This is a genomic window from Brevibacterium sp. CCUG 69071, from assembly GCF_021023135.1.
GTDB lineage: Bacteria > Actinomycetota > Actinomycetes > Actinomycetales > Brevibacteriaceae > Brevibacterium.
In genome coordinates, this window is the sequence record NZ_PGFV01000001.1 from 545,989 (window position 1) to 559,396 (window position 13,408).

The 13,408-nt window shown below is 66.2% G+C and carries 12 protein-coding genes; 7 read left to right on the forward strand and 5 right to left on the reverse strand.

Features of this window, described 5'->3' with window-relative positions; all coding sequences use genetic code 11:
• The first annotated feature begins 10 nt into the window (after positions 1-10).
• On the forward strand, positions 11-1,033 hold the full coding sequence (locus CV023_RS02495) for a glycoside hydrolase family 1 protein (RefSeq protein ID WP_269067028.1): 1,023 nt from the start codon (positions 11-13) through the stop codon (positions 1,031-1,033).
• Positions 1,030-2,307: an MFS transporter gene (locus CV023_RS02500; RefSeq protein ID WP_230743885.1), complete on the forward strand. Its 1,278-nt coding sequence runs from the start codon at positions 1,030-1,032 to the stop codon at positions 2,305-2,307. Before CV023_RS02495 ends, CV023_RS02500 begins: the two co-directional genes overlap by 4 nt.
• Positions 2,308-2,325: 18 nt before the next feature.
• Here the strand turns inward: CV023_RS02500 and CV023_RS02505 are convergent, their stop codons facing one another.
• The 4 genes from CV023_RS02505 to CV023_RS02520 all read right to left on the reverse strand — a co-directional run bounded on the left by CV023_RS02505 (position 2,326) and on the right by CV023_RS02520 (position 6,319).
• Entirely contained in the window at positions 2,326-2,880 is a 555-nt protein-coding gene (locus CV023_RS02505) for a YdeI/OmpD-associated family protein (RefSeq protein WP_230743886.1), read from the reverse strand.
• A 162-nt stretch (positions 2,881-3,042) separates the two neighbouring features.
• Positions 3,043-4,527: a 3-hydroxyacyl-CoA dehydrogenase NAD-binding domain-containing protein gene (locus CV023_RS18945; protein WP_230743887.1), complete on the reverse strand. Its 1,485-nt coding sequence runs from the start codon at positions 4,525-4,527 to the stop codon at positions 3,043-3,045.
• On the reverse strand, positions 4,524-5,435 hold the full coding sequence (locus CV023_RS02515) for a 3-keto-5-aminohexanoate cleavage protein (protein ID WP_230743888.1): 912 nt from the start codon (positions 5,433-5,435) through the stop codon (positions 4,524-4,526). Before CV023_RS02515 ends, CV023_RS18945 begins: the two co-directional genes overlap by 4 nt.
• The gene (locus CV023_RS02520; protein WP_230743889.1) at positions 5,432-6,319 is read right to left on the reverse strand and encodes a TetR family transcriptional regulator C-terminal domain-containing protein; all 888 of its coding nucleotides are present in this window, start codon (positions 6,317-6,319) and stop codon (positions 5,432-5,434) included. Before CV023_RS02520 ends, CV023_RS02515 begins: the two co-directional genes overlap by 4 nt.
• A 186-nt stretch (positions 6,320-6,505) precedes the next feature.
• On the opposite strand from CV023_RS02520, the gene CV023_RS02525 reads away from it, so the two are divergent.
• Complete coding sequence (locus tag CV023_RS02525; RefSeq protein WP_230743890.1) at positions 6,506-7,879, forward strand: pyridoxal phosphate-dependent decarboxylase family protein; 1,374 nt, start codon at positions 6,506-6,508, stop codon at positions 7,877-7,879.
• 6 nt (positions 7,880-7,885) lie between these two features.
• On the opposite strand, the gene yczE is transcribed toward CV023_RS02525, so the two are convergent.
• Complete coding sequence (yczE, locus tag CV023_RS02530; protein ID WP_230743891.1) at positions 7,886-8,569, reverse strand: membrane protein YczE; 684 nt, start codon at positions 8,567-8,569, stop codon at positions 7,886-7,888.
• A 100-nt stretch (positions 8,570-8,669) separates the two neighbouring features.
• Here yczE and yczR point away from each other — a divergent pair, with 100 nt between their 5' ends.
• The 4 genes from yczR to CV023_RS02550 are packed head-to-tail and all read left to right on the forward strand — an operon-like array spanning position 8,670 to position 13,380.
• Positions 8,670-10,151, forward strand: a complete 1,482-nt coding sequence (gene yczR / locus CV023_RS02535) for a MocR-like transcription factor YczR (RefSeq protein WP_230743892.1) — start codon at positions 8,670-8,672, stop codon at positions 10,149-10,151.
• 21 nt (positions 10,152-10,172) lie between these two features.
• Positions 10,173-10,952 (forward strand): YggS family pyridoxal phosphate-dependent enzyme, encoded by a 780-nt coding sequence (locus CV023_RS02540; protein ID WP_230743893.1) that lies wholly within the window; start codon positions 10,173-10,175, stop codon positions 10,950-10,952.
• Positions 10,934-11,932 carry an arsenic resistance protein gene (locus tag CV023_RS02545; RefSeq protein WP_230743894.1) on the forward strand — a complete coding sequence of 333 codons (999 nt, stop codon included), beginning with the start codon at positions 10,934-10,936 and terminating at the stop codon, positions 11,930-11,932. Before CV023_RS02540 ends, CV023_RS02545 begins: the two co-directional genes overlap by 19 nt.
• 32 nt (positions 11,933-11,964) lie before the next feature.
• Positions 11,965-13,380 carry an Ada metal-binding domain-containing protein gene (locus CV023_RS02550; protein ID WP_230743895.1) on the forward strand — a complete coding sequence of 472 codons (1,416 nt, stop codon included), beginning with the start codon at positions 11,965-11,967 and terminating at the stop codon, positions 13,378-13,380.
• Positions 13,381-13,408 lie beyond the last annotated feature (28 nt).

Genomic DNA, 13,408 nt, shown 5'->3' on the forward strand with positions numbered 1-13,408 from the left:
TACGATCGGCTTGTCGACCAGATTCTCGAGGCCGGGGGTCGTCCCCGAACCGACGCTCTATCATTGGGACCTGCCGGCACCGCTCGAAGCCGCAGGCGGCTGGCTGAATCGCGACACCGCATTCCGCCTCGGCGACTATGCGGCGGTTGTGGCTTCCCGCCTCGGCGATCGGGTCTCCCACTGGTACACGATCAACGAGCCTGCCTCGACCGCACTGCAGGGCTATGCGCTCGACGAACTCGCTCCGGCTCGGGGCCTGCTCTTCGATGCACTGCCCAGCGTGCACCATCAGCTGTTGGCGCACGGCCTCGCCGCGGAGATCCTGCGCGAATACGGCGCCGTCCAGGCGGCTCCGGCACTCAACCACAGCCTCATCCTGCCGGCCTCTGACACCGAAGCCGACCTCGCAGCGGGGGCGGCTCTCGATACGATCATGAACAGACTCTTCGCCGATCCGTTGCTCCTGGGCACCTACCCGGACCTCGAAGGATTCGGTGCCGCCATGCCGATTAAGACCGGAGATATGGAGCTGATCTCGCGGACGACCGAGATCTACGGCCTCAACTACTACAATCCGATCACGGCAACCGCCTCGGATGGGCCTCTGCCCTTTGCGATGGTTCCCACCGAGGGCGCGGCGACCACCGGGTTCGGGCCGATGTGGCCGATCAGACCCGACACCCTCCGTGACTTCCTCATCGATATGTCGGACCGCTACGGATCGGCCCTGCCGCCGATCGTCATCGCGGAGAACGGCGCCGCGTTTCCGGAGCCCGCGCGCTGCTCCGAGGAGATCGCGGACGGGGATCGCATCTCCTACCTGCGCTCTCACCTCACCGCGGTCTGCGAAGCGATGGAGGCGGGCGTGCGTGTCGACGGATACACCGTGTGGTCGCTTCTGGACAACTTCGAATGGGCCGATGGCTTCACCCAGCGCTTCGGTCTCGTCCATGTGGATATGGACACCGGTGAACGCACCCCGAAGGCCTCCTTCCGGTGGCTGCGGGACCTCATCGCCGCGGTGAGATCGTGAGGCCCGTGACCGTCTCCGGGCAGCGGGACGGGGCGCGGGTCGGACCGCTGTGGATGGTCTGGTTCACCACCGCGTGGCTGGCGATCTGGACCGTCCAGCTCACCCCCGTCCAGCTTCTCCTGCCGTTGCAGCTCGAGACCCAGGGCGGAGAATGGATCGAGAGCGTCGTCTGGTCGGGCGTCGTCCTCTCGGCCGGGGGACTGGCCGGAATCGTCGTCGCCCCGCTCGCCGGTCGGCTCTCCGATCGCACCCGTTGGCGACTCGGTCGCCGGCGTCCCTGGGCGATCGCCGGATCCCTGTGTGCGGCACTCGGGCTGCTGCTCACCGGCATCGCCGAAGGCCCACTGCTCGTCGGAGCATCCTGGGTCATCGTGTCCGTGGGCGTCTCGACGGCTTCCGCGGCCCTGACAGCTCTCATCGCCGACCAGCTGGGAGCCCAGCGTGGTGCGGCCTCGGCGGCGGCAAGCTCGGCACAGGCCGTCGGCGTCGTCGTCGGGATTGGGGCCGTTGTGCTGTTGGGACTGAGCCCCGGTGCCTCCTACGTGCTGCTCGCCGGACTCATCGCAGTCATCGGGACAGGCACCGCACTGCTGCTGCCCGATCCGGCTCCTCCCCACCCCGCCTTAAGCGATCTCCACCGTCATCAGGTGCTGGCCGCGCCGCGGATCTCATCCCTCTTCGACAACAACTTCAGATGGCTCGTGACCACGCGCTTCATCGTCAACCTCGGCAATGCCTTCGGCACCTCGCTGCTGCTGTTCTTCCTCCTCCACGGCCTCGGTTTCCCCGCCGACAGCGCTGACGACGGTCTGCTCGTCCTGGTCATCATCTATACGGTTTTCGTCGTCATCGCCTCGGTGCTGGTCGGCATCATCACCGACCGCAGCGGCAATCGACGGCTGTGGACGATCACATCCGCACTGGTGCAGGCCTGTTCCGGCGTGCTCATCCTGATCAATCCCAATTTTGCGACTACGGCCTGTGCGGCAGGGATCATGGGCGCGGGATACGGGGCGTACATGGCGGTCAGCCTCGCCTTCGCCACCGACCTGCTGCTCGATCCCGACGACCATGCCCGCGATCTGAGCATCGTCAACAATTCGGCCAACCTCGGTCAGCTGCTGGGACCATTGCTCGGCGCCGGGCTGGTCGCACTCGTCGGCGGATTCTGGCTGCTCTTCGCAGCCGCTGCGTTCTGCTCGGTCCTCGGGGCGGCGATGACTCTGCGAATCACCACCCGGCCTTCACTGCGAAGATCCGGGCACCTGGAGTGACCGGGCCCCGCGAATCGCCTAGGAGAGGCCCAGCAGCTTGCCGCTCTTCGACAGCTCCGGGTCGGTGCACGCGGACAGATCGAAACAGCAGGGGCGGCGCTTGCCGGATTCGAGCTTCGAGATCGCGACGTCGACCCGACGGGCTCGGGTGTCGGCGTTCTTCGTCGCCTTGATCCATCGCACCCATTCCCAGCGGGCCATGGGGGTCAGGCCCGCCCACACCTCGTCGAGGTCGCCGGCGTCGTCGAGAGCGCTGCGCAGGTCGTCGGGCACATCGACCTCGGGCCAGTCCTTCGTGGGCGTCACCTCGACCTGGACCGTGTCTCCGGGACTGACCTGCATCTTCGACCACAGGTCGTCATCGACGCTGATCCAGTGACCGCGCATCCCATCGGGTTCGACCACCGTCGTGAACTCCTGGCCCGCGGCAGCTCCCGTGACGGCGACCTGTCCGCGCGAGGGCAGCTGGGTGCTCGCCTCTGCGGTCAGACGCAGGATCGCTCGCTCATTGAGGACCTCCGCAGTGCTGGAGAAGGTGATCGCCGAGGCGGGGGAGACCATCTTCGCAGGCATGGGCATGCTCCTTGGGGTGTGGCTCGTCGGTAAGCGGCGGGCGCGGTGTGTGGCCGCCGGAGTTCAAGCATAGCCCCGGCGGCCCGCGGTGACTTCTCGATCCCTGCCGAGACGATCACCGCACCGCGGTCACCGCCCCTCGTTGATCCGAGCCGCCGATTGTCAGCCGAGGCGTCGACCGCTCCATTCGGGGGTGTGTGTTCGGAATCCTGCGATTCGCGTGCGCACGCCGGCTGGGAAGTCGGTGGCCCGCTGCTCGTGCTGGTCGACGTGGAGGCAGACGATCTCCTCGGTGGCCACCAGGCGGTCATCGACGTGCATCTCGTAGGCGAGATGGAGCTTCTTGTCTCCGGCTGCGACGAGCATCGGGGTGACGTGCAGCCGCGATCCCAGCGCAACCTCGTCGAGGTAGCGGATATGGGATTCGACCGTGTACAGGGAGGCGCCGACGCTGCTTCGGTACTGCTCATCGAGGCCCAGCTGATCCATCACCTGATCGGTGGCGAAGCCGAAAACGAGGACGTAGTAGGCCTCTGACATGTGCCCGTTGTAGTCAATCCACTCCGGACTGACCTCGGTCGTATAGGTCTGGAGAACTGTTGACTCCGCTGTCGGTTCTGCGGATGTCTGCTCCCCTGTGGGAACCGACGCCGAGGGAACCGGTGCCGACTCTTGGTCGGAGGTGAGCGACGCGGTGAGCTTGCGGAGGGCGATGATCCCGGCGTCCCGCTGGGCGACGAGCTCGGCGATTTTCCGTGTGCCGCTGGCGATGTCGCAGCCGGCGACCACGCTGTCGCGGAGGTTCTGGGTGAGTTCCGGAGCCTCGAGACGCGTCCACGGGGACTTCAGCGACGGTCCGAAGTGGTCGAGCATATGCGCCATCCCGCCCTCACCGCCGGCGAGGTGGAAGGTGAGCATAGGTCCGTGGAACGGCCATCTCAGCCCGGGGCCGTCGGTGATCGACCGGTCGATCTGCTCGACGGTTGCCTCACCTTGATCGATCATGTGCAGGGCCTCGCGCCACTGCGCCTCCTGCAGGCGGTTGGCGATGAACCCGGGAACCTCCTGATCCATGCGGATCACGGATTTGCCGATATGAGAGTAGAACTCGGCAGCCCAGTCGACTGCTTCATCCGCAGTGGCCTGACCGCCGACGACCTCGACGAGAGGGATGAGATAGGGCGGATTGAACGGGTGCCCGACGACGAAACGTTCGGGATGAGAGGTCTCGGTGGCCATCTCAGTCATGCTGTAGCCGGAGGTGGACGAACCGATGATGACATGTTCTGGGCAGACGGCATCGATCCCGGCGAGCAGTGCCTGTTTGAGTTCGAGGTTCTCCGGTGCCGACTCCTGGACGAACCCGGTGTCCGCGACCGCCTCGGCGAGGTCGGTGTGCAGGGACCAGTTCGACTTGTCTGCGCCGGGAACCATGTCGAGCTCGGCCAGGGCGGGCCAGGCGGCCTCGATGAGCCGGGTGAGCTTCTCATCGGCGTCGGGTGCGGGATCCCAGACCTTGACCCTGAAGCCGCGAGCGAGGAAGTAGGCGGCCCAGCCCCCGCCGATGGTGCCGGCGCCGATGCAGGTGACCGTCGTGATCTCCTCGACCGCCGCTCGGTCGGGGTGTCCGAAAAGTTCGACGCTCACAGATCAGCCCCCGAGACGATCGGTGTCTGGACCCGGAGGTCGAGGATCTCACGGGCTTCGTCGGGGGTGGCAACCGCGGCGCCGAGGTTCTCGATGATGGAGACGGCACGGGAGGTGAGTTCCGCGTTAGTGGCCTTGACTCCCTTGGACAGGTAGAGGTTGTCCTCGAGACCGACCCGGGCATGGCCTCCGGCGAGCACGGACTGAGCCACCCACGGCAACTGGTTCGCTCCGATCGCGAACGAGGTGAATTGGGCGCCCTTGGGCAGCATGCTCACCATCGCGGCAAGCAGGCCGGCGTCGACGGGCGCCCCATAGGGCACGCCCATGCACAGCTGGTACAGCGGCGGGGGATCGATGAGTCCCTCCTCGACGAGGACGTTGGCGAACCACAGGTTGCCGGTATCAAAGATCTCGAGTTCAGGTCGCACCCCGAGGGTCTGGATCCGCTTCGAGCCCTCGCGGAGCATGTCCGGGGTCGAGACGTAGATGTTCGATCCCTCACCGAAGTTGAGCGAGCCGCAGTCGAGGGTGCAGATCTCCGGCAGCAGCTCCTCGACGTGGGGGAGCCGTTCGAGGGCGTTGACGAGATCGGTGCCCGGCATGTGCGTGGTCGGATCCTGCGGATCGACGACGAGGTCTCCGCCCATTCCTGCGGTGAGGTTGAGGACCGGATCGACATCCGAGGAGCGGACCCGGCGGACGACCTCGCGGTAGTAGGCGACCTCCCGAGATCCCTGTTTGGTCTCGAGGTCGCGGACGTGGATGTGCACGACCGAGGCGCCGGCTCGGGCGGCGGCGATCGCATCATCGGCGATCTCGGCCGGTGTGACGGGAACGTGTTCGCTCTTTCCGGTCGTGTCGCCGGCACCGGTCACGGCGCAGGTGAGTATGACTTTGCGATTCATGATGACTCCTCATCAGTTGAGTTCTTCTTGGTCTCGTGCTCTTCGGTGATCGTTCGGTCAAGGTAGTTCGCGAGCCGCATGCGGAACGTCGAGGCGTCTAAGACTCCGGTGAGCACCTTGACCCCGAGGCCGTCGAGCAGCGATGTCAGCTCGTCGGTCATGGCGGCAGCATCTCCTGCCCGGAAGAGACCCTGGTCCTGCCCGTCGGCGATCGTCCGGCGCACCGTCGTCGACCAGCGTTCATAGCTTTCGAGGTAGTGCGCGGCGTCGGCTCCCTCGAGGGAGAGTCGAGCCCAGGTCTGGACCCAGATCGACCACTCGCTGCGGGAGGTCCTGCCGATGGGCGACTGGAGTTCGAGCAGCCTTTCAAGTCGCCTCCGGGGATTGCGGATTCCGCTCAGCCAGGCGATCTGTCGGTCGAAGGCGAGCTTGACGGAATGATCGAGCGTGGCATCGAAGAGGTCCGATTTGCTGGAGAAGTAGTAGTGGACACTCGCACTCGACACGCCTGCCGCCTCGGCGATGTCCGCAATTCGCACGGCCTCGTAGCCGAGTCGGGCGAACAGGTCCCAGGCGATTTCGACAATGTGCCTCCGGGGCGTCGCCTCGGCGGCCTCGGACTCCTCGGGCACGGACGGTGTGCGACTCGGTGCGGCGGAGACCTCGGATTCGTCTCCGAGCAGCCATCGGACCGTCACCCCCGTCGAGGTGGCCAGGCCGAACAGCTCCTCGGCGGTGAAGCGTCGATTGCCCGCCAGGGATTTCGACAGCTTCGTCTCATCGATGCCGATGGCCGCGGCGATGCGCCGTTGACTGAGACCGCTGCGTAGGATCGCGTCCTTCGCCCGTCCCGATGTGGCCTGGGAATCGATTTGCACGTGCATGGTGTGAACCTACCCGTCGATTGCGGGAAACGCAAGCAATTATGACTGATAATCAGGACTTGCGAGTTACGTGCGTGAATCTGCCGCCCGGGGGAGTCCACGTGAAGGCCTCGCCAGACCGCACGAGCAGATAGTCTCGTTCTGAAGAAGCGATCCGCAATTGCCGCCGCCGTCCAGGAGGGACCGATGAACGACAGTCTCCATTCCCGCATGCACGTGGTCTCCGACGAGACCCGCAATCTCGTCAATCTCGTCCTGGAGTACTCCCGGCGACGCACCCTGGCCGTGGACACGCCCTTGGATCACCCGACCACAAATACCGAACTCAAGCGTCTGGCGGGTCCGACGATCACCGAAGAGGGCGTGGGATCCTCTCGTGCACTGGCGATCTTCGAGCACATCTTCGCTCCCGCCTGCATTACCACCGATCATCCGAAGTATCTGTCCTTCATTCCCAGTGCCCCGACGAAGGCCGCCGTCGCCTTCGACCTCGTCGTCTCGGCGAGCGCCCTCTACGGGGGATCGTGGCTCGAGGGTGCCGGAGTCGTCCATGCCGAGAACGAGGTGCTGTCCTGGCTGGCCGGCGAATTCGGACTGCCCGACACCGCCGGCGGCGTCTTCGTTCAGGGCGGCACGATCGGCAACCTCTCGGCCCTCGTCGCGGCCCGCGATGCACAGAAGCGCAAGCTCGGTGAGGCCCGCCCCGGTCGCTGGGTGATCGTGTGCAGTGCCGAGGCCCACTCCTCCGTCGCCTCGGCGGCCGAGGTGATGGACGTCGATGTCGCCCCGGTGGCCACCGGGGACGATGGAATCCTTGGTCCAGACGGCGTGCGCGCCGCCTTGGAGGAGCACGGCGACGCGGTGATCGCGGTCGTGGCCACCTCGGGCACGACGAACTTCGGCACCATTGATGACATCGCCGGCATCGCCGCGCTCAAGGACGACTTCGACTTCTGGCTGCACATCGACGGCGCCTACGGGCTGGCCGCGATGCTCTCACCCCTGGCCAGGCACAAGTTCGCCGGTGTCGAATCCGCCGATTCCCTCATCGTCGATCCGCACAAGTGGCTCTTCGCGCCCTTCGACGCCTGCGCCCTGCTCTACCGCGACCCGCGAGCCGGGCGGCGAGCGCACACCCAGCACGCCGAATACCTCGACACTCTCACCGAGGCTGAGGAGTGGAGTCCCTCGGACTATGCGATCCAGCTGACCAGGCGTCCCCGCGGCCTTCCGCTGTGGTATTCGCTGGCCAGCTATGGGGCTGAGACCTACCGGGAGGCGATCGGGCATTCGATCGAGCTGGCGATGCAGATCGGCTCGGAGATCAAGAAGCGGCCGAACCTGCGGCTCGTGCGTGAACCCGAACTCTCCGTGGTCGTCTTCGAACGTGACGGCTGGTCTCGGAGTGACTACCAGACGTGGTCGGATCGGCTCTTGGAGGATCAGCGTGCGTTCGTCGTGCCGAGCTCGCACAACGGGCGGCCGAACGCGCGCTTCGCGATCGTCAATCCGCTCACCACGCTCGAGGACCTCATCGACATCCTCGACACCATGGAGTGAGGGCCCTCAGTCCTCTGGCGGCTTCTCCGTCGCGCGGCGGGATCGCAGCTCGACGGTGAATGTCGGCAGCAGCGCCTGGGTGATCGGTCCGATGCCGAAGGCATAGAGGACCGTGCCGATGCCGAAGACGCCGCCGAGCAGCCAGCCGGCCGCGACGACCGTGATCTCGATGAGGGTGCGCACAAGCCGGATCGAGCGTCCCGTGACGCGGGCGAGTCCGGTCATCAGGCCGTCGCGGGGGCCGGGTCCGAACTGGGAGCCGATGTACATCGCCGAGGCGGTCCCGTTGAGGACGATGCCTCCGACCAGCAGCGCGATGTTCCATCCCAGCTCCTCCGGCTGCGGGAGGAACAGGCGGGTGAGGTCCAGCGAGGGGCCGATGAGCAGGGCATTGAGCACGGTGCCGATGCCCGGCTGCTGTCTCAGCGGGATCCAGATGAGCAGAACGAGGAAGGACGCGATCGTCACGATCGTCCCGAAGCTCAGCGGGATGTGGCGCAGGATGCCGGAGTGGAGCACGTCCCAGGGCATCATGCCCAGGCCCGAGGTCACCATCATCGCCATCGACGCCCCGTAGAGGTAGAGGCCGATGAGCAGCTGCGGGAGTCGTCGGGGGAGCCGTCCGGCTCTGAGCTGCTGGATCGGTCCGATATTGGCGAGTTCGCGCTTGGGTGTGGGAGTCGATGGCATGCGAGGCTTTCAGAAGTCGTGCTGTGTCAGTCTCATCCTCTCGTGGACTGGCCTTGCAGAAAATAGCCAATTGCCGGAAAGTGGTCACCAGGAGGCTCCCATGAATCCCAGCGCAATGAGCGGAGGCCGTCTCGCCGGCATCATCGGCACCGGTCCCTGGCCGTCACCCGCCTACGACTCTCTGCATGCGGCGATCTCGCGGGTGATCGCCGACGGACGCCTGCCGGTCGGCACACGACTGCCGAGCGAACGAGAGCTGGCGGCCGCCATCGGTCTGTCCCGGACGACGACGACCCGGACGTACGGACTGCTGCGCGAACAGGGATTCCTTCTCACCCGTCGCGGCTCCGGCAGCGTCGTCCGGCTGCCGAATGTCCCGGGCGGGCGGATCGACCACCTGCTCACGCCCGCCGGCGCGGACGAATCCGAGATCGACCTGACCTGCACGGCGCAGGTCGCCTCTCCTTGGCTCTTGGGCGCTTACGACCGTGCGCTCTCACAGCTTCCGGCTTATCTGCCCGGCACAGGCTACTACCCGTCCGGGCTGCCGGTGCTGCGGGAGGTCATCGCCGAGCGCTTCACGCGGCGCGGTGCTCCGACAGATCCCGATCAGATCCTCATCACTTCGGGGGCCTTCGGCGCTGTTGCCATCGCCGTGCGAGCGCTGCTGCAGGGGTCCGGAGCGCTTCCCCCGGATCGGAGTTCCTCCCGACGGATCCTCATCGAGAGCCCGACCTATCCCAATGCGATCGCCACCTTGGAAGGTGCCGGGGCCTCGCTCGTGTCCTATCCGCTCGAGATCGGTGAGGACGGATACTACTGGGACCTTGCAGCCATGGAACAGGTGCTGCACCGGTCCCGAATCCGCGCGGCCTACCTCATTCCGGATTTCCACAATCCCACTGGAGCGCTCCTGCCGGAGTCGGCACGCGGTGAGCTCGCAGAGCTGCTGCAACGGCACTCGGTGACCCCGATCATCGACGAATCGATCGTCGAGCTCGGACTCGACGACGCACCGACGCCGACGCCTCTGGCGAAGTTCGCTCCGAACTCGATCACGGCCGGCAGCACGAGCAAGATCTTCTGGGGCGGCCTGCGAGTGGGGTGGATGCGCCTGCCTCGTCACCTCATCGACTCGATGGCCGCGACGAGGCTCAGTCTCGATCTCGGTGCCCCGGTCCTCGAACAGCTCGTCGCTGCCGAGCTCATGCGCGACCATGATGCGATCCTTCCCGACTACCTGGACAAGCTGCGCACAGGTCGGGACATCCTCGTCGCACAGGTGCGCACCCACCTTCCCTCCTGGGACCTGAGCGTTCCCGCCGGGGGAATGGCGCTGTGGGTGCGACTGCCCGAGGAGCGCTCCGGGGCCTTGGCGATCGCCGCGAGGGAACAGGGACTGGCCCTCGTGGCCGGACCGAACTTCGCTCCCAGCGGCGGACTCGACGGATGGATCCGCCTACCGTACACGGCGGCACACGAGCAGCTCTCACAGCTGGGTCCGCGGCTGGCCGCGGCCTGGGAGGATGCCCTATCGCTGGAGGGACGGATCCCGGCCGGACGGGCCCGCATCGTCGCCTGAGCCGATGAGTACCATGGGGATATGGCCCAGGGCGATCGACTCAGTCACGATGCACAGTTCTCGACGGCGACGAGCGTGGAGGACTTCCGCGCCAATATCGCCGAGGTGGAGCGCCGGATCGCAGCGGCCGCCGAACGCGCGGGTCGAGAGGCCTCTGAGATCGAGCTGCTCCCGGTGAGCAAGACCGTTGAGCAGGACCGGATCCGTCTCGCAGTCGCCGCGGGCTGCACCAAACTCGGAGAGAACAAGGTCCAGGAGGCCTACCGCAAATCCGAGGAGATGTCCGACCTTGAGGTCGACTGGGCCGTCATCGGACACCTGCAGTCGAACAAGGCCCGGGATGTGGCGAAGTTCGCCGCCGAGTTCCAGGCCCTCGATCGGTTCAAGGTCGCCAAGGGACTCGATCGACGACTTCGCGACGAAGGCAGAACCCTCGACGTCTACGTCCAGGTCAACACCTCTGCAGAGGAATCGAAATTCGGTCTGCCCCCGGATGAGCTCATCGGCTTCCTCCATGAGCTGCCGCAATTCGACATGCTCAGAGTCAGGGGCCTGATGACCCTGGCGGTGTTCTCCTCCGATATCGACCGTGTCCGCACCTGCTTCCGACTGCTGCGTCGGCTCCGGGACGAGGTGAGGGCGACCGACCCCGAACTCATCGGGGACGGGAAGCTGTCGATGGGCATGTCCGGGGACTTCGAAGTCGCGATCGAAGAAGGCGCCGACTGCGTCCGCGTCGGTCAGGCGATCTTCGGACGGCGATCCCTGCCCGACAGTCACTATTGGCCGGAGGGCACCTGAGTCTCTCGGCGACGCTGCTCGTTCTCGAACGACACCAGGTCGCCTGCTATCTCATCGCCATCGGCGTCGGGGGCATTCTCGGATCGGCCGTGCCGACGGGCTCTCAGCTGGCCGCCTCGGCGATCACACCGTGCCTCATCGTGCTCCTGTTCGTGACCTTTCTCGAGATGCCGTTCGACCGGCTCGCCGCGGCATTACGCGATCTCAGGTTCCTCGGCGCCGTGATCGGCCTGAACTTCCTCATCGTCCCCCTCGTGGTCGCGACACTGCATACGCTCATCCCACTGAATGAGTCCGTGGCCGTACCCGCGCTCATCGTCCTGCTCACTCCCTGCATCGACTACGTCCTCGTCTTCACGAAGCTCGCCGGCGGCTCAGCGGATCGCCTGCTCGTCCTCACCCCTCTGCTCATGATCGCTCAGGTCGCGCTGCTGCCCGTCTACCTGTGGGCGATTCTGGGGATCTCGGCCGCCGCGACCATTCCACCGGGGCCCTTCGTCGAGGCGCTGGCACTCTTCGTGCTCCTCCCGCTGCTGGCCGCGGTCATCTTCCGCTTGCTGGCACACAGAGTGCACCGGGTCGAATCCGGCCTCGAGTACGCCTCACGGTCGATGGTCGTCATCATGTCGCTGACTCTTGCCGTCATCGCGGCGGGCCAGATCCCAGTGCTCGGTCCCTACGCCTGCGAACTGGGGCTGGCGGTCGCGCTGTTTGCAACCTTCGCGGTCATCATGGTCGTCCTGGGCCGGCTCCTGTCGTGGATCCTGCGGTTGCCTGCGGGCAGTGCCAACGCTCTGATCTTCAGCGGAGTGACCAGGAACTCTCTGGTCATGCTGCCCATCGTGCGGGCCGTGGACGGTGCCGGACCGGGGGCGGACGTGGTCGTCTCGCAGACGATCGTCGAACTCTTCGTGATGCTTGCGCTCGTGCGCTCGATGCGGTGGATCGCGCCTCCAGGTGCCGTGTCCGAAAACCGCTAGTATTGGATCTCCCTGCGGGGCAGAATGGACGTATGTTCACAGCAGACCAATGCCATCGAGCGGTCGCGGCACGGGACCGCCGCTTCGACGGCATGTTCTTCACCGCAGTCCGGTCCACGGGCATCTTCTGCCGACCGTCCTGTCCGGCGCGGACTCCGCTCCGGAAGAACGTCGACTTCTACATCACCGCTGCGGCTGCGGCCGAGGCCGGATTCCGTGCCTGCCGCCGCTGCCGACCCGACGCCAGTCCGAGCTCACCCGAATGGGACGTGCGAGCCGACGTCACGGGACGAGCGATGCGCCTGATCCGCGATGGCCACGTCGACCGCGAGGGCGTTGCGGGCCTGGCCTCGACACTCGGGTACAGCACCCGCCAGCTCAGTCGGCTGATGCGTGAGGAACTCGGCGCGGGGCCGTTGGCGATCGCGCGGACGGAGAGGGTGCGGACCGCGCGAACCCTGGTGGAATCGACAGCGATGTCGATGAGCGACATCGCCTTCGCCGCGGGGTTCTCGAGCATCAGACAGTTCAACGACACTTTCCGTCAGGTGTATTCGACCACGCCCCGCGAGCTGCGCGACGGAGCCGGAGCACCGAAGACCAGCGGCGATATCGTGCTCCGACTCGCATATCGCGCTCCTTTGGATCTCGACTACTTGTTCGCCTACCTCGGCGCCCGGGCAGTCACCGGCATCGAGGCCGTCGACGAAACGGGCTACACACGGTCGATGCGACTCGCGCACGGTCCGGCCGTGCTCACGGTGCGCCGCGGCCGTGGAGACTTCGTCAGCTGTCGGCTGCGCTTGGCCGATACCCGAGATCTGGGCAGCGCAGTCGCCCGGGCCCGGCGGATCCTCGACCTCGATGCCGATCCCACGGCAGTGGAATCGACCCTGCGGTCCGTCGGTCTGGGGGAGTTGGCCGACAGGTATCCCGGGGTGCGGTCACCCGGGCACAGCGACCCCGTGGAATTGGCGATCAGGACCGTGTTGGGCCAGCAGATCTCCGTGACAGCGGCCCGCACCCACCTCAACCGCCTGGTCGCCGACATCGGGGAGGAACTCCCTCCGGAGCTCAGGCTCGGAGAGGTGGACCGCGTCTTTCCCACCGCCGAGGCGATCGCCTCGGTGCCTGAGGAGAACTGGGCCCTGCCGCAGCGTCGGATTCGGACGACCCGCACGCTCGCCTCGGCGCTGGCATCCGGCGCGATCGATCTCGGCCCCGGCTGCGATCGGGAGGAGGCGAGCTCGAGACTCCTGGATCTGCCGGGAATCGGCCCATGGAGCGCCGGCTATATCCGGATGAGAGCCCTCGGCGATCCGGACGTCCTGCTCGCCTCCGACCTCGGGGTGAAGAAGGCCCTGGACGATCTGGGCGGGGCCGTTCCTCAATGCAGTCCCTGGCGTTCGTACCTCACTCACCTGCTCTGGGCACACCACTCTGCATAAACCTCACCTGCACAGATCTCACCTGCAC